Source organism: Rhizobium sp. RHZ01, from assembly GCF_014851595.1.
Lineage (GTDB): Bacteria > Pseudomonadota > Alphaproteobacteria > Rhizobiales > Rhizobiaceae > Rhizobium > Rhizobium altiplani.
Genome location: NZ_JACUZZ010000002.1, coordinates 334,944 through 353,445, shown reverse-complemented (window position 1 = coordinate 353,445; position 18,502 = coordinate 334,944). Strand labels below are relative to the sequence as shown.

The window sequence follows — 18,502 nt, the reverse complement described above, 5'->3', positions numbered from 1 at the left end:
GCCTGTGCTAGATAAGGATTTTGATTGCCCGCGGCAATGCGCTTCAGCTCTGGCGAAGGGGCGGAAACAGACCACTCGGGTGATTCGGTCGACTCCAATCCGTCCGCTCGTCAACCTCAGTTTCCCATCCCGATTTCTAAGGATAGCCCCAGGTCAGCTTCAAAGTGCAATATAAGCTTGCACTAAAACAGAAACGACTCAATGGAGTTATCCATGCGAACACTTGCGGCTGTTCCTGATGCACCCAGCGTCGTCCTCGATGCCGAACCCTTCGGCTATGTCAGAAAAGTCTACCTCGACGACGAAGCCTGCTGGGGCCTGTTCGATTCCGATGGCGATGTGATCTTCGTCGGCGATGCTGCCGGCGATTGCCACGAATACGCGGCGAAGGAACAGATCCGCATTCAGATCGTCCATTGAAACTCTAGGCAACGGGCTCGTTAAAGCGACATCGATGTCCGGCGACGAGATGCGCTGGGCGGAGTGCCAGGCAGGGCGGCTACCCTGCCAGACGCTGCATTGGACAGATCAGCGATATGACGGCGCCGGCGGTGTGAGTACCACCTTTTCGCTGGAGAAGATGATGAAAGCGAACAGCAACACGCCGACGAAGGTGATGACCGACGCGAGAGCGACGATCGGCTCCATGGCCGTATTGCCCTGAAGCATGAGATAGAGCGCCGGCACCATGAGCGCGATGCCTGCCGTGTAGACGTAATACTGGATCATCGCGAGACGCTTCTCGGCCTTCTGAGGATTGAGGGCGTGGTAGCCGCCAAAGATCGCCATCGTCACCCAACCCAAGAGATTACAGTGCGCATGGGCGCCGATCACGCTGTGATCCTGCGAGATCGCCATGTTCAGCCCCATGAGGATGCCGATAATCAGAAATATGACTGCCGTCCTGAAGTATAGCTGCGATATGCGTGGCATAGAGTATCCCCCTCCGTTTGCGCTGACAGTATTATCATTCAGCAATAGAATTGAGAACGGCGGCCGTCCGAGATTTAACCTTCTGAGGACCATTTTGTTACCGTTGCGGGAGACCGCTACGCGCCGCAACACTCCCCGCCCATCGCATCGGCATTTCACCCCTGTAGATTGGCAAATTCTTAAGCATTTCCTTAAACACATTTCGACTATTCTGCCTCGTCGGCACATTCGTGGAGAGCGAGATGAGAGACATTTACAAACCCTTCGTCGCCACTGATGACCCCGACCGGGACATCCGCTGCCAGGACGCGCTGCAGTTCGCCTTCCGCGATCTCGTCGCGGCATCGGTCGATGCGGGCTGGAGCGAGCACGAAGCGCTCGAGGCGATCGCTACGCTTGCGGACGACGGCCTCCGGCGGATCGGCGCCAATGATGACGCCCAGACGCTGCTCGATGTGCTGCGAAGGATGGCTTAGTCGAAGCAGGCAAGGCGCCCTTCGCGATGTGGGCGTTTGCGGCCTGTGCGGAAGAAACGGCTAGCATAAGTCGAAAGCTGCCCCCTCGCGCCAGCAAGAATCCTTCCCCTATTTGAACCAACCGCGAGGACTATCTTGAACATTGGGTGTCGGAATCTCGTTTAGCCGGTCGTCTTCAAGACAGACACGCTATGGAGAACAACAATGGCCATCACCATTACCGCCTTTGAACGGTCGCCCGATCGTGGCAGGGGTTTGGCGCGCGACATGCGCGTTCGCTGGGCGCTCGAAGAAGTGAACCAGCCTTACGACGTTCGTCTTCTTTCGTTCAAAGCGATGAAGGAACCCGCGCATCTCGCGGTCCAACCTTTCGGGCAGATTCCCACCTATGAGGAGGGCGATCTCGCCCTGTTTGAGTCGGGGGCGATCGTGCTGCATATCGCGGAGCGCCATGTGGGCCTGCTGCCTGAGGATACAAATGCCCGGGCACGCGCGATCGCATGGATGTTTGCCGCACTGAACACGGTAGAGCCGCCGATCGTCGATAGAGAAGTTGCCAGGTTCCTGGAGGGCGACCAGCCCTGGTACGAGCAGCGCCTGCCCATGATTGACAAACGCATTCGCAAGCGACTGAGCGAACTTTCCGATCGGCTTGGCGATGCCGACTGGCTCGACGGGAACTTCAGTGCCGCCGACATCCTCATGGTGACGGTACTGCGCAGATTGGAAGGATTGGGCATGCTGGACGAATACCCGAACCTTTTCGCCTATGTCGCCCGCGGCAAAGCGCGGCCGGCCTTCAAGCGTGCCTTCGATGCCCAGTTGGCTGTCTTCACCGCCACATCGGCTGACTGAGAAAGATCTGCTTTGGGCCGTGCCTGCCACCACGCCTCAGCACGTGAGCCGGGCGACGGTAACGGCGAAGGTTGATGACCTGCCTCAGTTGGCGGCCAGCAAGCCATCGGCGGTGAGCGTTCGCTATCAGGCTGGGTCAGCGACGACGGGCCTCGGCGACGACTGACATGTCAATCTCGGTTTCAGCGATCCAGGAGCGGTCAACGGCAATATCGACATGGGTCCGGGCTGGGACACGTTCTACATAGAGGGCGGGCAGATCACGTGTCCCGTCAATATGGGCGACGGTGACGACTGGGCCGCAGTCACGGGAGGCACCCCTGTCGTCGAATTTCGCGGCAGGAGCCGGTGCGGACCAACTCATTTGGGCCGGCGGCAAACGAGTTCCGGCCACGCAATGCCATCGCAAGATACCGATTGGCACCGGACGTCCTTCAGCACGGTGGCGATCGTCTCAATCACGTCGTCATCAGTGAAGGTCAAGGCTGAGTTGCTGGCCTTTGATTACAGGCAGAGGGCGGCCGATATCGATATGGCCGAAAACGCGTTTGCGGCGCTCGGCATCGCGCTCCCGCTCCGCCCGGCTTGCGGCGACGGCAGCAAGGGCATTCGCGATAACCTGTTCAGTATGGGTCATGAGAACCTCCATAGGAATGTTCCTATTTTGTTCTCATTTTGCGACAGCGTCAAGGGGCGTATTCACGCCGTGCAAGGTACCGCTCCACTGGCGCCACACAAAGCCAATTTCGCCGTCAACTGTTCGTTCGCATGCGCCAGATGGCGGTGATAGATTGTTTCTCGACACGAGTTCACCCACCGCAGGGAGAAACCCATGCGCAGACTTCGGATGCTTATGCTGATAGGGCTCGCCGCGTTTGCTTCGGCCTGCACAACAACTCCGCAAAGTTCAAATCGCGGAGATTTTCAGTATCAACCGCGGTATTCCGTGAATCCCGCCTGTGCACATGGCTTCAGACCGACAAACGCGTTGTCGTGCGGTTACTGACCGGGCTGGGCCAACTGAGGGCGAACGAGGCGCTCAAGCGTCCTGCGGGTAAAGCCGCCTTCGCGGCCTGCGTGGCTGCGCCAAAAAGGTTTCACGTGCGGGTTGGTGCATCGGCGCGATACGTGGAACTAAGAGGCGATCTTTGAAGAAACGAGCAGTTTGTCCTTCCCGAGAGAGGGGTGACAGTTCATACCGGAGACATGGGTTACACTTTTGGCCTTTGCGAGGAGAGCGAAGGTGCCTTGGCAGGAGTGCAACCGCATCAACGAACTGCGGAATGAAAAGGAGGCCAAACCCGGTACACTGGGAATGCTAATTACGAAATACCGCGAAAGCGTCAGGTTCCGCGCCGAGCTGGCTCCTCGAACGCGCGCCGACTATCAGAAATGTTTCGACTATCTTCAGGCGATTGACGACACGCCACTGGACCGGTTCAGGCCTCCATTTATAGCAAAGATCCGGGACAAGGCCTTGGAGAAACGCAAGTTTCGCTTTGCTAATTACGTACGCTCCGTCCTTTCAGTGATCTTCGACTGGGGAATTGAGTATGGCTTCACAAAGGACAATCCTGCGGCCAAGGTAAAGCCCGCCCGACGCCCCAAGGCCCTTCCCGACGCTAACCGACCATGGACCGACGCTGAGCGTGAAACCGTTCTCGCAGCGCTGCCACCTCACATGCTGCTGCCGGTCGCCCTCATGATGTTTTATGCGCTCGATCCGCAGGACGCGCTGGAACTGCCGAGGATGGCCATTACGCAAGCCGGGCTCGATACACGCCGCAACAAGACTGGCCAGCCAATCTACCTGCCTCTCTTCGAGCCTGTCGCTGAGGCGATTGTGCGTGCACCGAAGCATGATGCCTTGACGCTGTGTGCCAATAGCAGAGGCCAACCCTGGACCTACAATGGGTTCAGCACGAACTGGAGCAGACTTAAAGGAAAGCTGGAGGCGGAAGGTTTGATCCAGCCCGGGCTAACGTTGAAGGGTCTTCGGCACACAGTTGCAACCATTCTCGCGGAGATGGGCAAGGACCATGGAACAATCGCCCTGGTGCTCGGCCACGCCACGGAAGCAATGGCGAAGCACTATTCCCGGCGTGCCAACATGACGAAGCGCACGAAATCCGCCGTCGCCGATTTTGAGGCCGAACTGAACAAACGAAAAACGAAAGTTGTCAAATCCGGAGTCTGAAAGTGTCAAACTCAAATAAGCAAAAGGTGAGAAAACATGAAAAACACTAGGTGGAACAATGGCTTAAAATGGTGCCCAGAGCCGGAATCGAACCAGCGACACGCGGATTTTCAATCCGCTGCTCTACCAACTGAGCTATCTGGGCTAACCCGCTTCGCAGACATTCTTTCCTGGGAAAGAACCGAGGGGCCTTGGTTCGCCCCGGAAGCGAGCGGGGTTATAGCATCTTGTCCGGACATGGCAAGCGCCAAATGACAGTTTTTTGAGAAGCCTTGGAATTTTCCAAATTCATCAACGAATTTAATGGCTTCGCCCGTGGAAAAACGGACCTATTCCTCATCATTGTAATCCGCCTTCGCCTCGTCGTCGGCAACGGGGATGGCGTATGAGCCGGAGAGCCAGCGCGAAAGATCGAGGTCGCGGCAGCGGTTCGAGCAAAACGGGTAGTGTTCGCGGTTGGACGGCTTGCCGCATTCCGGGCAGGGCCGCGTCTTGCGCAGCGGTTCGACCTTGGCGGTCTTGTTTTCGTCAGACATCGGCGGTTCCTTCGAGGATCAGCCCTCGGCCCACCGGCTATGCACGTCAAAGCCTTCGCCGGTCAGCAAAAGGATGGTTTCATAAAGCGGCAACCCAACAACGTTGGTGTAGGAGCCGACCATCTTCTGCACAAATGTTCCGGCCAGGCCCTGGATACCGTAGGCGCCAGCCTTGCCGCGCCACTGCCCCGATGCAAGGTAGTTCTCGATCTCGAAACCGGAAAGGCGCTTGAAGCGAACCTTCGTCTCGACAATCTTCTGGCGGATCTTGCGGTCGGGCGTCACCAGGCAGACGCCGGTATAGACCCAGTGGCTGCGCCCGGACAAGAGATACAACGAGGCTGACGCCTCATCCGCGAACTCGGCCTTGCCAAGAATGCGGCGTCCGACAGCGACGACGGTATCGGCCGACAGGATGTAACTGCCCTTCCACGTCATGTCGCCCTTGATGGCGGCAAGTGCTGCCTCGGCCTTTTCCGTCGACAGGCGCCGGGCGAGTGAGCGCGGGTGCTCAGACTTTTTCGGCGTCTCGTCGATATCCATCGGCATGAGACGCGAAGGCTCGATCCCTGCCTGATTGAGCAGATCAACGCGGCGGGGCGAGCCGGAAGCCAGAATGAGCTTGTATTTCAGCGCCATGGAACCTCGACCACCGGAACACGGAGAAAGCGGCCTTTCAAGCCTTGTATGCAGGCCTACTTGAAGCGGTAGGTGATGCGGCCCTTGGTCAGGTCGTAGGGCGTCATTTCAACGAGAACCTTGTCGCCGGCCAGAACGCGGATGCGGTTCTTGCGCATGCGGCCAGCAGTGTGAGCGATGATCTCGTGTTCGTTTTCGAGCTTTACGCGGAACGTTGCGTTCGGCAGAAGCTCGGTCACAATACCCGGAAATTCGAGGACTTCTTCTTTAGGCATATAGAGGTTTTCTTCCTGTGGGTTGAGATGACGGCGGCGGCCGCCCAAAATTTTGGGCGGAAACTACACAATCAACGAGGGTTTGTGAACCTAATTGATCGCGTTTCCGTCATTTGTTTCACGCCGAGTGCGCGGCAATGATGTTTCTTCTAACCAGCCGGCTCTCGATCAGTTCGGTCAGATGATCGCGGACTTGCCGGTAGCTGTTCAGAATCTGCTCTCGCGTGCCCTGAACAACGGTCGGATCGATGGTCGGCCAATAGACGACTTCGATGGCTTTCGACCGGGTCAGTTCTAGCGCTGCATGGTGCGCTTGCGGCGAGAGCGAGATGATCAGGTCGAAGTAATCATCTTCCAGTTCTTCCAGCGTATGCGGATGATGCCGACCAAGAGAAAGGCCGATCTCCTCAAGCGCAACATCGACGAAGGGGTCCCGCTCCCCCGAACGGACGCCGGCGGATCTGATATAGACGTTCGCAGGCAGCATGCTGCGGGCGATCACCTCGGCCATGGGGGAGCGAATGCAGTTCATGCCGCACATGAACAGGATGGCGCCCGGCCTTTTTCCTTCGCCTGCGTCGACTGGCGCTTCCATCGGCCTCAACCGCGCCAGTAGAGCACGCAAACCAGCGTGAACAGCCGGCGTGCGGTATCGAAATCGATCTCGATCTTGCCGTTCAGGCGGTCCCTCAGCGTCTGCGAGCCCTCATTGTGAATGCCGCGCCGCCCCATGTCGATCGCCTCGATGCGGCTCGGCGAGGCTGAGCGGATTGCCTCGTAGTAGCTTTCACAGATCAGGAAATAATCCTTCACGATGCGGCGAAACGGGGTCAAGGACAGGATGTGGGTGGCGACGGCGCCTCCGTCCTCCGTCGTGATCGCGAAAACCAGCTTGGAGTCGACCAGCGAGATATTCAGCCGGTACGGCCCACCGGAATGCCCCACGGGCGTAAAGCTGTTTTCCTCGACAAGATCGAAGATGGCGACCGCGCGCTCGTGTTCGACGTCGGGCGTCGCTCTGCCGATGCTGTCGTCAAGGACGACGTCGCAAAGCCGAAAGTCGCCCGTTGCCATCTGTCACCCTTCCAGGTTCAGGCGGATCGCTACCGACCGTGCGTGTGCGTCCAGTCCTTCGGAAACGGCCAGTGCGATGGCGGCGGGACCGAGCGTGCGAAGTTGCTCGGGACCGAGGCGCAGGATCGAGGTGCGCTTGACGAAATCGAGCACTGAGAGACCGGAGGAGAACCGGGCCGAGCGGGCCGTCGGCAGAACGTGGTTCGAGCCGCCGACATAGTCACCGATCACTTCAGGCGTATGGGCGCCCATGAAGATCGCGCCGGCATTGCGGATGCGAGGCAGCAGCGCGTCCGGATCGGCAACGGCGAGCTCCAGGTGTTCGGGCGCGATCCGGTTTGACAGCGGAATCGCGTCCTTGAGCGACTTCACGAGAATGATCGCTCCAAAGTCGCGCCAGCTTGCGGCAGCGGTTTCGGCCCGATTGAGCAGTTTCAACTGCCGCTCGACCGCTGCTTCCACGGACCGTGCGAACTCGGCATCCTCAGTCGCGAGGATCGCCTGCGCGCTCGCATCGTGCTCGGCTTGCGCCAGAAGATCGGCCGCCACCCAGTCCGGATTGTTATCCTTGTCGGCGATGACAAGCACTTCCGAGGGACCGGCGATCATGTCGATGCCGACGGTGCCGAAAACCTGGCGCTTGGCGGCTGCCACATAGGCGTTGCCCGGGCCGGTGATCTTGGCGACCGGCGCAATGGTTTCGGTGCCGTAGGCAAGGGCAGCGACGGCCTGCGCACCGCCGAGCCGGTAGATCTCGGTGACGCCCGCGAGTTTGGCGGCTGCAAGCACGGCCGGATTGACCACGCCGCCGGTTGCGGGAACGACAATGACGATGCGGTCGACGCCGGCAACTTTGGCCGGCACGGCATTCATCAGCACCGAACTCGGATAGCTAGCCGTGCCGCCAGGCACATAAAGGCCGACCGCCTCGATCGCCGTCCAGCGAGACCCGAGGCCGACGCCCATGTCGTCCTCATAGATATCGTCCTTCGGCAACTGGCGGCGATGATGCGATTCGATCCGCACGGCCGCGACCTTCAGCGCGCCAAGCACTTCGGCCGGCACAGCTTCGACCGCTGCATCGATCTCGGCTTCCGTCACACGCATGGGCGTTACGGCAAAATCGATCCCGTCGAACTTCTTCGAATATTCGGCAAGCGCCGCGTCGCCGCGCGCCCTGACGTCATCGATGATGGCGCGGACTGCCGTATTCACATCCTCGGAGACTTCGCGCTTGGTCGTCAGGAAGGCGGCAAACCGTTGCTCGAAGCCTTCCGATGCCTGATCCAGCCAGATTGCCAATGCGATATTCCTCTTTGATTACAGAACAACCAGTTCTCAGGCGCCGGGATGGCGCGGCTTGGATGCGGTTTCCCACGCTCCGCCGATATCCGCAAGCTGAACCTCGATGCATTCGACATCGAGCGCAACACTTGCCGTGCCTGACAGCGCCAGCTCGACCGTTCCCTCCGGCCCCTCGCCCTTCTGCTCGAAGCGGATAGCAAGCAGCGACAGCACCGCGTCGCGGTTCTCGCGATCGATGCCGGTGGAGCGAACCGCAAGTACACGCTTGAAGACGACAGCTGCGCGGCGGCGTTCGAACCCCCTGCGCTTCTTGCCGGCTTCTTCCCACACGAAGCGGTTGACGGCGACCGAGAACTGACCTTCGCGCGGCGACCAGGCCAGATCGGCGACCTTGAAGACGCTATCCTGCAAATGCGCGGAGACGACGGCAAGATCTTCGCTATCGAGCGCTACCAGCTTCAGGTCGGTCATTCAGGCAATACCCCATCGCCAATACATCGCCGGAATGGCGATGCGTCAGACAACGGACATAAGGCGCGACAGGACAATGCGCAACCATATCGAAGGGCTAAGAAGCGCCCTTTCGTTATTCGCTCACACGCTCGACGATGGCGCCGCAGCGGGTGAGCTTTTCTTCCAGGCGCTCAAAGCCGCGATCGAGGTGATAGACACGGGACACCATCGTCTCGCCTTCGGCGGCAAGGCCGGCGATGACGAGCGAGACGGAGGCGCGCAGGTCGGTCGCCATGACGGGCGCACCCTTCAGCCGCGGAACGCCTTCGATCTTCGCCGTCTGGCCAGACAGCGAGATCTTCGCGCCCAGGCGCGCTAGTTCCTGCACATGCATGAAGCGGTTTTCGAAAATCGTCTCGGTGACATGCGAGATGCCGGTCGAACGCGTCATTAGCGCCATGAATTGCGCCTGCAGGTCGGTGGGGAAGCCCGGGAAGGGATCGGTGACGATATCCACCGGCTTGATGCCGACGCCATTGCGGCGGATGCGCATTCCGTTGCTGGTCGGCGAGATTTCGGCACCGGCGCGGCGGAGCGTTTCAAGGGCCGTGTCGAGAAGCGCGATATCCGTGTGCTCAAGAGTGACATCGCCGCCGGCCATGGCGACGGCCATGGCATAAGTGCCGGTCTCGATGCGATCGGGCAGGACGCGATGGCGCGCGCCGGAAAGCGACGAGACGCCCTCGATCGTAATCGTGCTGGTGCCGGCGCCGGAGATCTTGGCGCCCATGGCAATGAGGCAGTTGGCGAGGTCGACGACCTCCGGTTCGCGGGCGGCGTTGCCAATGACGGTCGTGCCGCGGGCAAGCGTTGCGGCCATCATCATGACGTGAGTCGCACCGACGGATACCTTCGGGAAGGTGTAGCGGGCGCCGATCAGACCGCCCTTCGGCGCCGTCGCATTGATATAGCCGCCGTCGATCTCGAGGTTCGCGCCGAGCGCGGTCAGGCCGTCGAGGAACAGGTCGACCGGACGCGTGCCGATGGCGCAGCCGCCCGGCAGCGAGACGCGGCACTGGCCTTCGCGCGCCAGCAGCGGGCCGATGACCCAGAAGGAGGCGCGCATCTTGGACACCAGCTCATAGGGAGCGGTGGTATCGACAATGGTGCGGCAGGTGAAGTGGATGGTGCGCGAGTACGCGTCTTCCTGACGCTCGCGGCGGCCGTTGACGGCAACATCGACGCCGTGATTGCCGAGGATGCGCATCAGCAGCTCGACATCGGCCAGATGCGGCACGTTCTCAAGCGTCAGTGTATCGCTGGTAAGCAGCGAGGCGATCATCAGCGGCAGGGCGGCATTCTTGGCGCCGGAAATCGGAATGATGCCGTTAAGCTCATTACCGCCGACAATTCTAATACGATCCATGTGCGCTTACGGGCGATGCCCGCCTTTCTGAAAGGCTGTCTGTAAAAAGATGCGGGTGTTTAGACGAAATTAGCGGGGGCTTCAATTCGCCGTGAACCGAACATTATGATTCGTCCATTTTTGCGGCAGGCAGGCCATCCGTCTCATCCGCCTGCCCCGATCGACGCGCACGGGTCTGCTGTTTGCGGCGGGACAAATTTTCTCGGAGCTTTTCGGCGGCCCGCTCGCGACGCAGTTTTGCCTGGCGTTCGATCTCGGTCTTGCGGCTCTTCTGGCCTTTTTTGGTGTTTTCGGTCATCGCCCAGACTTAGCCGAATTCGCGCCAATCCAAAAGTGGGCCGGCCTCAATCTCTACAAAGATGGAAATTGCGGCTTGCGCTTATCATGAAGCTGTGGCAATAGGCCCCCCGTTCACGCAATGCAGCCGGTTCGGTTGCGCGTCTGGTCCTTGCTGCCGTAGCTCAGTGGTAGAGCACACCCTTGGTAAGGGTGAGGTCGGTGGTTCAATCCCACTCGGCAGCACCAGTTTTCTCTAGGAAAATCAGATAGAAGAGCGTGGACGTCAGCGACCGAGAGGCGCGCGAAACGACGTGAAAGTGTGGAACAGACCACGAATTGCACAGAAAATCCGTGCGGCATGTTCCCGTCACGTTCTCACGAGACAGAAGACAAATAGGTTTCCTAACATGATCGAGCTTACGCCATCGCAGATTGCCGCACTGAAACTCGCTCGGGACGGGGACCTGTATCTTCAGCCATCGAACAAATGGACGCACCAGAATGCGACGGTAACCTACGCAAAGTCGGACCGCTGGAAGGAACGGCCTCTGAAAGTGAAGTCCGTAACAGCCAAAGTTCTGGATGAGCTAAAGGCGCCTGGCTTGCTGGAGCGGCGGCATCTCGACGATAACGCTTCGAAAGACGTCTACGGGATAACAATGGCCGGGAAGGTATGGCTACTGAAGAACAAGTAGGCTTAAGTGCATCTTAACGGTGGCGTCCAGAGCCGGCACACGGAAACTCAACAAAAACAAGACGGTAGCGTGTGACTGGACACTCATTATTGCCGCGCCTCGGCAACCTGTGACTCTCGGCTGCGAAAGAACGCCTCTCCCGTCAGCGGAGCTACGCAATGCCCTGAGATTTCAATTGAATCGCTCTGCGTGCGCTGTTTAACTGTCAGCAACCAGGAGGCGTTCATGAAAAATGTGGTTCTAGGGGCTGCGCTTTTGCTGTCTCCTTTGCCGGCGCGGTGACGCAGATCAATGCCCGTGAGCATACCTGCTCTGAGATCACGCAAATCATTCGCCAGGAGAAAAAGCTTTTCGTGCGCGTCGGCATCGGAGGCCGGAGCTTCCGTTATCCGCCGGCCAAATGTGGCCCCGGCGACCAACGGGACACAACCAACCTGCCAGATGCCACCGGAAAACAGTGCGTTCTCGACTATGCCTGCGTCTATGATCCGCAATCGCTTTAGAATTTCCGATAGGACTCGCGGGAAAGCACTGCCGAGTCATCGGCTCGAAGAGAATGCCCTGGTCCGGCCTCAGGCGTCGAAGTGCCAATCCTTCGTCGGACGGCACAGCGTATAGTCGGACTCATCGAGGTCCTGGATCATCTGCCTCAGCGTCCGGACGGTTTCCTCAAAGGCCGCTAGCTTTGCATCGGTCACGTCTACGTTCGAGCCCGTGGCAGCATCCCGTTCGAGCCATCGCTGGTTGCCGCGCCGCATGGATATGACCATAGAAACATACTTCTGGCATTCAGCATTCAGAACGTTCTTGAGGTCCTGCATCACCGATCTCCAACGCTAACAGAGGGCGACTGACGTTGAGCTTTCCATGGTTGCACAAAGCGTTGTTTTCAGCCAGTTAAAAGTGCGCTTAGCCGATCTGCCGGCTAAAAAAGAGACAACCTCCCACGGCACTCAAAAGATCTGCGGTCTGGGGGACGGTGCCGGTGGATACCGAGATCAACCAGCACCCGGTTTTCCTGTTTGCGGGCTCCGAAAATATCGCTAAAATACACTCAGTACGGGCCTTCTGGGGGAACGCGAAGGCTGACTTGCACATTTTGGCGTAAGCAACGGAGAATGCGCCTATGGCCAGCGAGAAGTGGAATAATCCTATTCATGTGGGGTTTGAAAATACGGGCGCACGCACGATCGTCGGCCCTATGGACGCGCTGAAATGCCTGGCAGACCTGTGGCCGAGCAGTCGCGGGTTGCATTATCTGAAGGCAAGAAGCACTTGCAGAGCCGCCCTTGATGGTCGAAAGACGATCGAGGAGGCACGCGCGGAATTCGTAGCGGCCGCGGAAGAAGCCAAGCTGAAGGTCAACTGACCGGGCCTTGATCCGCCAATCGCCGGCAGATCGTCGACAACCTGTCCCGGAACAGGGCAATGGCTTATTTTTGTTTAACCCTCGGCAGCGCTTGCTGTTGGGAGCGCGATTAACCTCATTGCCATCAAGGCACGTCCCTCAATAGAAAGTGTGCAGCCATCATGATGATGGTCAGAGGCTCGTCACCCTCAGCGAAAGCAGACGAGCCTCGATTGCGATAAGCCGATGCGTCAGGCCGGTTTCAGGCGCCGTCTCCGCATTATTTCCAGCACCTTGCGCCCAAGCGTCTGGCCCGGCCCCTCGATGCGGGTGAAGCCGAGATATGCCAGCGCATAGGCCAATGGCAGCAGGGCGGCGACCACGATCGCAAAGCGCGCCGGCGCGGAAATCCCAGCCCCGAAATGCGTTATGACGAATGCTGCGAGCGGCTGGAGCAAAAGCAGGTGAATCAGATAGACGCCGAACGAGAGCTCGCCGAGCCAATGGCAGAAGTGATTTCCCATCAGCGATGAGACGCGATCGCCGAGCTTTCCGACCAGACCTGGCAACAAATGATAATGCACCAGCACGAAGAAGCCGACGACCAGAAGCAGGCGGACGGCGACCTTCGTCGAGGTCATGTCGCCGCCGATCGGAATCATGACCAGCATGACGGCAAGCAGGCCATTCATGACGGTTTGCCGCGGCGTCACGAACAATCCGTTGGCGATCAGCATGCCGCATAGGAAGACATGCATCTTCAGCGGCAGGAAAGACGGCATCGGAAAATCGATGTGGGCGGCCTGCACGGCCTTGGCGACTACGAAACCGCCAAGCGCAATCAGGGCGGCGCCGGGCAGCCATCTGGCTTTCCTCAAGAGCAGCATCGCCAGCGGAAAGACCGCATAGAACTGCATCTCCAAACCAAGACTCCAATCGGGCAGTGGTGTGCGGAACGCATAGGCCGGATGCAGTCCGAAGAGGAAGCTCGCGTGGATGAGAAGGTTGCGCAGGCTACCGTCCAGATAGCGCTCCGGCAATTGCGGACCGTGGGATAGGAAGGTGTCAATGACCATGCGGCTCGCATAGAGCTGCGGCCCCAGCAACAGGGCGATGCACAGCATCACGTAGTAGAGTGGCGCGATTCGGAAAAAGCGCTTCAGCCAGAAGCCGAACCAGGTGGATGGCTTCTCCCAGGGGTTGGCGCTCTCGCGTAACCGATAGTGAAAGACCATCAGAAAGCCGGACAGCATAATGAAGAGGTCGACGCCCAAATCCGGCGACGACAGGATCGGAAGGTGCCAACCCGTCAGTTGCAGGCTGTGACCTAGGAGGACCCAGAGTGCGGCCAGTCCGCGCAGCCCGTCGAGGCATCCGATCCGCTTGCTCTCAATGATCATAGGGTATCCTTCTGGTTGAGGCTCAGCTTCGCGGAAGCTAACGCAATGTGCTGCAACGCACAACTCACAACCAGAAAAGTTGATCGGTCTCCGGCTTGGGGAGCGCGATCTTCCTACCCTATTTCATCGGATTCCGAGACGGACGAGCAAACGATCAGCAGCGACCGTCGCTCTGCACCTCGAGGTAACCGACGCCGATAATGGTGCCGTCAAAAGACCGGATGAAGGATGGCACATAATGCGTCGTCGGCGCGGTGCAGGACACCGAACCGGTATATTCGTTCATCGCCATCTCGTCCTGCGGCAGGGCGGAATAGTCGCTCGTAATCTCGAGTGAAGCCGAAGCTGGCGTGATGAAAGTCCCTAATGCCAGCGCAAAAGCCGGCGCTCCCAGTCGAAGAAGTCTTCGCATGCCCTTCTCCCGTGTTTTGATTACAAGCATTAACTAATGAAACACGCTTTTAGTTCCAGTGTCGCCGCTACTACTTTCGCACAGTTAATTCTTCGTATTTTCGGTCGAGCTAAATTGTATTATTTTATATGAAGATAGGCGGATATTTCCGGGTGCGCAGCAACATGCCGTATGCGTGCGTCAAAACTGATGAACTTACAGTATTACATGTGAGTAGGCTGGCTAACGCCGCAGCATCCGGCTGCGGACATAACCCTTCCCGACCACGTCTTCGGCAATCTCGACCGCCCGCTCGACATGGCCTTTCTGCCGGACGAATCCTTCCAGGACGACATAGAGCCCCAGGATCGAGACGACGATTTCGCTACTATCGACGTCATAGGCGGCACTGAGAGCGCTTTCGACCGAGGCGCGTGTTGACGCGAGGCTGTGGCCCTGCCCGCAAGCACCACCGTGACCTTCCGTCGTCTGAAATCGAAGCACCATCATCGCCTCCAAATGGCAAAGTCTGTTACAGGGTAACGCCGGAGGGGAGTTTTAGTTGCGCCGCACCAATCTATACTCGAAAGAATCTCGCGGAGCCCAGCCCACGCTACTTGGCGCCCTGATCTGAGGCGCCATATATACCATAGGTTTAGTTAAGGGTTACCGCGATGAAGGTTCTGCTTCCGACGTTTCTATCGCTCGTCATACTATCGGGCTGCACGACGGACAGCTCCACCGAGGTTCAGCCCATTCCGGGGAGCATCACCTATGGCGGGCAACCGCGCACGAAACTGACCAAATCGCCGCCCGGCAGTGTCATCTACAATTCCTTCTACGACTCCCGCGGCCAGAGGGTTAAGGAAACCTATATCCTCCAGCCGGATCGCACGCTGAAACTGACGAGGCGCGTCATCGTGCCCGATTTCCCCTGATGCTCTCACGCTTGACAGCCGCAGCGTTCGAGAACATTCAAGGAACGTCGAATATTTCCGCGGTGCGATTCTCCGCCGAAGCAACCGGACGGCTGAATGTATCTTGAAAAGCTCAATCCCCAGCAGCGCGCGGCCGTCGAATACGGCACGCTCACTGACGGCACCCACGTTGCCGGTCCCTTGCTCGTCATCGCCGGTGCCGGCTCGGGCAAGACGAACACGCTCGCGCATCGCGTTGCGCACCTGATCGTCAAGGGCGCCGATCCTCGCCGGATCCTGCTGATGACATTTTCCCGCCGCGCGGCCGCCGAGATGGCGCGTCGTGTCGAGCGTATCTGTGTCCAGGTGCTCGGCGGCAAATCCGGCATCATGGCGGACGCGCTTGCCTGGAGCGGAACCTTTCACGGCATCGGGGCACGGCTGTTGCGCGATTACGCGGAACAGATCGGCATCGACCCCGCCTTTACGATCCATGACCGGGAAGACAGCGCCGATCTGATGAATCTCATCCGGCACGAGCTCGGCTTCTCGAAAATGGAGAGCCGATTTCCGACAAAGGGCACCTGCCTTGCGATCTATTCGCGCGTGGTCAATTCGGAAAGCGAACTCGGCCTCGTTCTGCGCGACGCGTTCCCCTGGTGCTCGGCCTGGGAAAACCAGTTGCGAGACCTCTTCGGCGCCTATGTCGAGGCCAAGCAGAGCCAGAACATTCTCGATTATGACGATCTGCTCCTCTACTGGGCGCAGATGGTCAGCGAACCGATCATCGCCGACGATATCGGCAGCCGCTTCGACCACGTGCTTGTCGACGAATACCAGGATACGAACCGGCTGCAGGCCTCGATCCTGCTCGCTTTGAAGCCTGGCGGACAAGGCTTGACCGTCGTCGGCGACGATGCGCAGTCGATCTATTCGTTTCGCGCGGCCACCGTGCGCAACATTCTCGACTTTCCCGCCGCGTTCAGCCCCTCGGCAAACATCATCACGCTCGATCGCAACTACCGTTCGACGCAGACGATCCTCGCGGCGGCGAACGCCGTCATCGACCTCGCCTCGGAGCGCTTCACCAAGAACCTCTGGACCGAGCGCCAATCGGCCCAACGTCCAAGGCTCGTCACCGTGCGCGACGAAGCCTACCAGGCGCGATACGTGGCGGACAAGGTGCTGGAGAACCGCGAAGAAGGCGTGAAGCTCAAGCAGCAGTCGGTGCTTTTCCGCGCCTCGCATCATAGCGGAGCGCTGGAGGTCGAGCTGACCCGGCGCAACATTCCGTTCGTGAAGTTCGGCGGGCTGAAGTTCCTCGACAGCGCGCACGTGAAGGACATGCTCGCGGCTCTCCGCTTTGCTCAGAACCCGCGCGACCGCGTCGCCGGCTTCCGGTTGATGCAGCTGCTCCCGGGTGTCGGGCCGTCGACGGCGCAGCGCGTCATCGACCAGATGGCCGCGGATGCCAGCCCGATGCAGGCCCTTGCCGACCTGCCGGCCCCTCCCCGCTCGGGCGAGGATTGGACGGCCTTCGTTGCGATGCTGCAGGAGGTGAAGACCGGCAAGGCCGGCTGGCCGGCAGAAATCGGCCTCGTCCGCGAATGGTATTCGCCGCATCTCGAGCGCCTGCACGAGGATGCATCGACGCGCCAAGCCGACCTTCTGCAACTCGAGCAGATCGCCAGCGGCTATCCTTCCCGTGAGCGTTTCCTGACGGAGTTGACGCTCGACCCGCCGGATGCGACCAGCGACCAGGCCGGTGTGCCGCTGCTCGACGAGGATTATCTGATCCTCTCCACGATCCATTCCGCCAAGGGGCAGGAATGGACGCGGGTGTTCATGCTGAACGTCGTCGACGGCTGCATCCCGTCCGACCTCGCCGTCGGCACCAGCGCCGAGATCGAGGAGGAACGGCGACTGCTCTACGTCGCGATGACCCGCGCCAAGGACAATCTCGACCTCGTCGTGCCGCAACGCTTCTTCACGCACGGCCAGAACGCGCAGGGCGACCGGCACGTCTATGCGTCGCGCACGCGCTTCATTCCGGCAACCTTGCTGCAGTTCTTCGAGGTGGTCGGCTGGCCGCAATCCAGAGCCGATGGCGGCGCGTCGCATCAGGCGCGACAGGTGCGCGTCGATGTCGGAGCACGCATGCGCGGGATGTGGCGCTAGAGCGCCAGCGGCGGCTCCGCGGGCTTGAAGAAGGCGTCGATGGCCGCCTGGTCGACCGCCTCTGGTGTCGCCGGCATCCACTGCGGATTGCGATCCTTGTCGATAATGGCGGCGCGGATGCCCTCGTAGAAATCCGGGCTTTTCAATATCTGCTGGCAGGCGCCGAGTTCGCGGTTCAGGCATTCGGCAAGGTTCCTGCTTTGCCGGCCCTGGCGCAGCAGACGAAGCGCAAGTTTCAGGCTGGTCGGGGAGCGGGTCCGGATGATCCGCAGAGTTTCGGCGGCAAAATCGCCGGGCTCCTTCCCAAGCGCATCGATGACTTCCTCGACGGTGCCGAAATGAAAGCAACGTTCGATCAGGTCGCGGTTGCTTTTGACGGCGCTCGTCCCCGGATCGCTGGAGAGATTCTTCAACACCACCTCGACGTCACGGGGCGTCGCGTTTCGCGGCAGTTCCGCCAGCGTATCGACGATGTCAGGCAGCCGGAAGGAAGCGATGTGGTGATCGGCCAGTCCGGCATAGACGATGTCGGCCGCGTCGACGGTCAGTCCCGTCAGCCCCATCCAGGTGCCGGCCTCGCCGGGCGCGCGCGGCAGCAGCCAGGTCGCCCCGACATCCGGAAAATAGCCGATCCCCGTTTCCGGCATGGCAAGCTTGGTTCGCTCCGTTACGACGCGGTGGCGGCCGTGCGATGACAGGCCGACGCCGCCGCCCATGGTGATGCCGTCCATCAGCGCCACATAGGGCTTTGGGTAGGTCGCGATCCGGTGATTCAGGCGGAATTCTTCGCGCCAGAAGGTCGTGGCTAGGTCGGTGCCGGCGCGGCCGCTCTCGTGCAGCGCGCGAATGTCGCCGCCGGCGCAGAAGCCGCGCTCCCCCTCGCCCGAAACGATCACCATGGCGATGCTGGCGTCTGCCGCGAAGTCGCCCATTGCGGCGGCAAAGGCGCGGACCATATCGAGTGTCAGGCTGTTCAGCGCACGCGGTCGATTGAGGCGGATGATGCCGGCCGAGCCGCGCCGTTCGACAATCACCTCACTCTGGTGAACCTCGTCTCGCATGCTGACCTCCTCGCTCGTTGCATCCTTCGCGTCGCAATCCGGCGTCAAGCGAACCGGTGCCATC

At 59.8% G+C, this 18,502-nt stretch carries 25 protein-coding genes, 2 tRNA genes and 1 pseudogene; 10 read left to right on the top strand and 18 right to left on the bottom strand.

What is annotated here, in order from left to right; all coding sequences use genetic code 11:
- Nucleotides 1-213: 213 nt before the first annotated feature.
- Complete coding sequence (locus tag IB248_RS04550; protein ID WP_018117010.1) at nucleotides 214-420, top strand: hypothetical protein; 207 nt, start codon at nucleotides 214-216, stop codon at nucleotides 418-420.
- A 108-nt stretch (nucleotides 421-528) separates the two neighbouring features.
- Here IB248_RS04550 and IB248_RS04545 read toward each other — a convergent pair whose 3' ends face one another.
- Nucleotides 529-933 carry a hypothetical protein gene (locus IB248_RS04545; RefSeq protein ID WP_018117009.1) on the bottom strand — a complete coding sequence of 135 codons (405 nt, stop codon included), beginning with the start codon at nucleotides 931-933 and terminating at the stop codon, nucleotides 529-531.
- Between the two features lie 242 nt (nucleotides 934-1,175).
- Here IB248_RS04545 and IB248_RS04540 point away from each other — a divergent pair, with 242 nt between their 5' ends.
- Both IB248_RS04540 and IB248_RS04535 read left to right on the top strand, forming a co-directional pair.
- Nucleotides 1,176-1,409 (top strand): hypothetical protein, encoded by a 234-nt coding sequence (locus tag IB248_RS04540; RefSeq protein ID WP_025660329.1) that lies wholly within the window; start codon nucleotides 1,176-1,178, stop codon nucleotides 1,407-1,409.
- Nucleotides 1,410-1,613: 204 nt separating this feature from the next.
- Nucleotides 1,614-2,264, top strand: a complete 651-nt coding sequence (locus tag IB248_RS04535) for a glutathione S-transferase family protein (RefSeq protein WP_192240390.1) — start codon at nucleotides 1,614-1,616, stop codon at nucleotides 2,262-2,264.
- A gap of 136 nt (nucleotides 2,265-2,400) precedes the next feature.
- On the opposite strand, the gene IB248_RS04530 is transcribed toward IB248_RS04535, so the two are convergent.
- A complete protein-coding gene (locus IB248_RS04530; RefSeq protein ID WP_192240389.1) occupies nucleotides 2,401-2,628 on the bottom strand; it encodes a hypothetical protein in 228 nt (75 codons plus the stop codon).
- Between the two features lie 105 nt (nucleotides 2,629-2,733).
- A complete protein-coding gene (locus IB248_RS04525; RefSeq protein WP_169683789.1) occupies nucleotides 2,734-2,901 on the bottom strand; it encodes a hypothetical protein in 168 nt (55 codons plus the stop codon).
- A gap of 582 nt (nucleotides 2,902-3,483) precedes the next feature.
- Between IB248_RS04525 and IB248_RS04520 the strand changes: the two genes are divergently transcribed.
- Nucleotides 3,484-4,461, top strand: coding sequence for a tyrosine-type recombinase/integrase (locus IB248_RS04520; RefSeq protein ID WP_246779205.1), 978 nt, complete (start codon nucleotides 3,484-3,486; stop codon nucleotides 4,459-4,461).
- A 69-nt stretch (nucleotides 4,462-4,530) separates the two neighbouring features.
- Here the strand turns inward: IB248_RS04520 and IB248_RS04515 are convergent.
- The 10 genes from IB248_RS04515 to IB248_RS04470 form a co-directional block, all read right to left on the bottom strand.
- A tRNA-Phe gene (locus IB248_RS04515) sits at nucleotides 4,531-4,606 on the bottom strand.
- 184 nt (nucleotides 4,607-4,790) lie between these two features.
- Nucleotides 4,791-4,997, bottom strand: coding sequence for a DNA gyrase inhibitor YacG (gene yacG / locus IB248_RS04510; protein WP_018858547.1), 207 nt, complete (start codon nucleotides 4,995-4,997; stop codon nucleotides 4,791-4,793).
- 18 nt (nucleotides 4,998-5,015) lie between these two features.
- Nucleotides 5,016-5,636 carry a Maf-like protein gene (locus IB248_RS04505; RefSeq protein WP_018858548.1) on the bottom strand — a complete coding sequence of 207 codons (621 nt, stop codon included), beginning with the start codon at nucleotides 5,634-5,636 and terminating at the stop codon, nucleotides 5,016-5,018.
- Between the two features lie 56 nt (nucleotides 5,637-5,692).
- Nucleotides 5,693-5,911, bottom strand: coding sequence for a translation initiation factor IF-1 (gene infA, locus IB248_RS04500; RefSeq protein ID WP_003545338.1), 219 nt, complete (start codon nucleotides 5,909-5,911; stop codon nucleotides 5,693-5,695).
- Between the two features lie 118 nt (nucleotides 5,912-6,029).
- Complete coding sequence (locus IB248_RS04495; protein ID WP_018858549.1) at nucleotides 6,030-6,506, bottom strand: low molecular weight phosphatase family protein; 477 nt, start codon at nucleotides 6,504-6,506, stop codon at nucleotides 6,030-6,032.
- Between the two features lie 5 nt (nucleotides 6,507-6,511).
- Nucleotides 6,512-6,985 carry a UPF0262 family protein gene (locus IB248_RS04490; protein WP_018858550.1) on the bottom strand — a complete coding sequence of 158 codons (474 nt, stop codon included), beginning with the start codon at nucleotides 6,983-6,985 and terminating at the stop codon, nucleotides 6,512-6,514.
- A 3-nt stretch (nucleotides 6,986-6,988) separates the two neighbouring features.
- The gene (gene hisD, locus IB248_RS04485) at nucleotides 6,989-8,287 is read right to left on the bottom strand and encodes a histidinol dehydrogenase (protein ID WP_018858551.1); all 1,299 of its coding nucleotides are present in this window, start codon (nucleotides 8,285-8,287) and stop codon (nucleotides 6,989-6,991) included.
- Nucleotides 8,288-8,323: 36 nt separating this feature from the next.
- Entirely contained in the window at nucleotides 8,324-8,761 is a 438-nt protein-coding gene (locus IB248_RS04480; protein ID WP_018858552.1) for a DUF2948 family protein, read from the bottom strand.
- 115 nt (nucleotides 8,762-8,876) lie between these two features.
- A complete protein-coding gene (murA, locus tag IB248_RS04475) occupies nucleotides 8,877-10,169 on the bottom strand; it encodes a UDP-N-acetylglucosamine 1-carboxyvinyltransferase (protein ID WP_169683786.1) in 1,293 nt (430 codons plus the stop codon).
- 103 nt (nucleotides 10,170-10,272) lie between these two features.
- The gene (locus IB248_RS04470; protein WP_018858554.1) at nucleotides 10,273-10,467 is read right to left on the bottom strand and encodes a hypothetical protein; all 195 of its coding nucleotides are present in this window, start codon (nucleotides 10,465-10,467) and stop codon (nucleotides 10,273-10,275) included.
- A 152-nt stretch (nucleotides 10,468-10,619) separates the two neighbouring features.
- Between IB248_RS04470 and IB248_RS04465 the strand changes: the two genes are divergently transcribed.
- The 3 genes and pseudogenes from IB248_RS04465 to IB248_RS32345 all read left to right on the top strand — a co-directional run bounded on the left by IB248_RS04465 (nucleotide 10,620) and on the right by IB248_RS32345 (nucleotide 11,646).
- Nucleotides 10,620-10,694 (top strand) — tRNA-Thr (locus IB248_RS04465).
- 161 nt (nucleotides 10,695-10,855) lie between these two features.
- Nucleotides 10,856-11,143: a hypothetical protein gene (locus IB248_RS04460; RefSeq protein ID WP_018858555.1), complete on the top strand. Its 288-nt coding sequence runs from the start codon at nucleotides 10,856-10,858 to the stop codon at nucleotides 11,141-11,143.
- 225 nt (nucleotides 11,144-11,368) lie between these two features.
- Nucleotides 11,369-11,646, top strand: a pseudogene (locus tag IB248_RS32345) (hypothetical protein).
- Between the two features lie 69 nt (nucleotides 11,647-11,715).
- On the opposite strand, the gene IB248_RS04450 reads toward IB248_RS32345, so the two are convergent.
- Nucleotides 11,716-11,964: a hypothetical protein gene (locus IB248_RS04450; protein ID WP_018858557.1), complete on the bottom strand. Its 249-nt coding sequence runs from the start codon at nucleotides 11,962-11,964 to the stop codon at nucleotides 11,716-11,718.
- 305 nt (nucleotides 11,965-12,269) lie between these two features.
- On the opposite strand from IB248_RS04450, the gene IB248_RS04445 reads away from it, so the two are divergent.
- The gene (locus tag IB248_RS04445) at nucleotides 12,270-12,512 is read left to right on the top strand and encodes a DUF982 domain-containing protein (protein WP_018858558.1); all 243 of its coding nucleotides are present in this window, start codon (nucleotides 12,270-12,272) and stop codon (nucleotides 12,510-12,512) included.
- Between the two features lie 230 nt (nucleotides 12,513-12,742).
- Here IB248_RS04445 and IB248_RS04440 read toward each other — a convergent pair whose 3' ends face one another.
- The 3 genes from IB248_RS04440 to IB248_RS04430 form a co-directional block, all read right to left on the bottom strand.
- Nucleotides 12,743-13,891, bottom strand: a complete 1,149-nt coding sequence (locus IB248_RS04440; RefSeq protein ID WP_169683785.1) for an acyltransferase — start codon at nucleotides 13,889-13,891, stop codon at nucleotides 12,743-12,745.
- A 154-nt stretch (nucleotides 13,892-14,045) separates the two neighbouring features.
- Entirely contained in the window at nucleotides 14,046-14,303 is a 258-nt protein-coding gene (locus IB248_RS04435; RefSeq protein WP_018117007.1) for a hypothetical protein, read from the bottom strand.
- Nucleotides 14,304-14,525: 222 nt separating this feature from the next.
- Entirely contained in the window at nucleotides 14,526-14,789 is a 264-nt protein-coding gene (locus tag IB248_RS04430) for a BON domain-containing protein (protein WP_018858560.1), read from the bottom strand.
- 167 nt (nucleotides 14,790-14,956) lie between these two features.
- Between IB248_RS04430 and IB248_RS04425 the strand changes: the two genes are divergently transcribed.
- Both IB248_RS04425 and IB248_RS04420 read left to right on the top strand, forming a co-directional pair.
- Nucleotides 14,957-15,220 carry a hypothetical protein gene (locus tag IB248_RS04425; RefSeq protein ID WP_018858561.1) on the top strand — a complete coding sequence of 88 codons (264 nt, stop codon included), beginning with the start codon at nucleotides 14,957-14,959 and terminating at the stop codon, nucleotides 15,218-15,220.
- 96 nt (nucleotides 15,221-15,316) lie between these two features.
- Nucleotides 15,317-17,377: an ATP-dependent helicase gene (locus IB248_RS04420; protein ID WP_018858562.1), complete on the top strand. Its 2,061-nt coding sequence runs from the start codon at nucleotides 15,317-15,319 to the stop codon at nucleotides 17,375-17,377.
- Here IB248_RS04420 and IB248_RS04415 read toward each other — a convergent pair.
- The gene (locus IB248_RS04415; RefSeq protein ID WP_026371968.1) at nucleotides 17,374-18,438 is read right to left on the bottom strand and encodes an enoyl-CoA hydratase/isomerase family protein; all 1,065 of its coding nucleotides are present in this window, start codon (nucleotides 18,436-18,438) and stop codon (nucleotides 17,374-17,376) included. The two genes, IB248_RS04420 and IB248_RS04415, sit on opposite strands and share 4 nt — an antisense overlap.
- Nucleotides 18,439-18,502 lie beyond the last annotated feature (64 nt).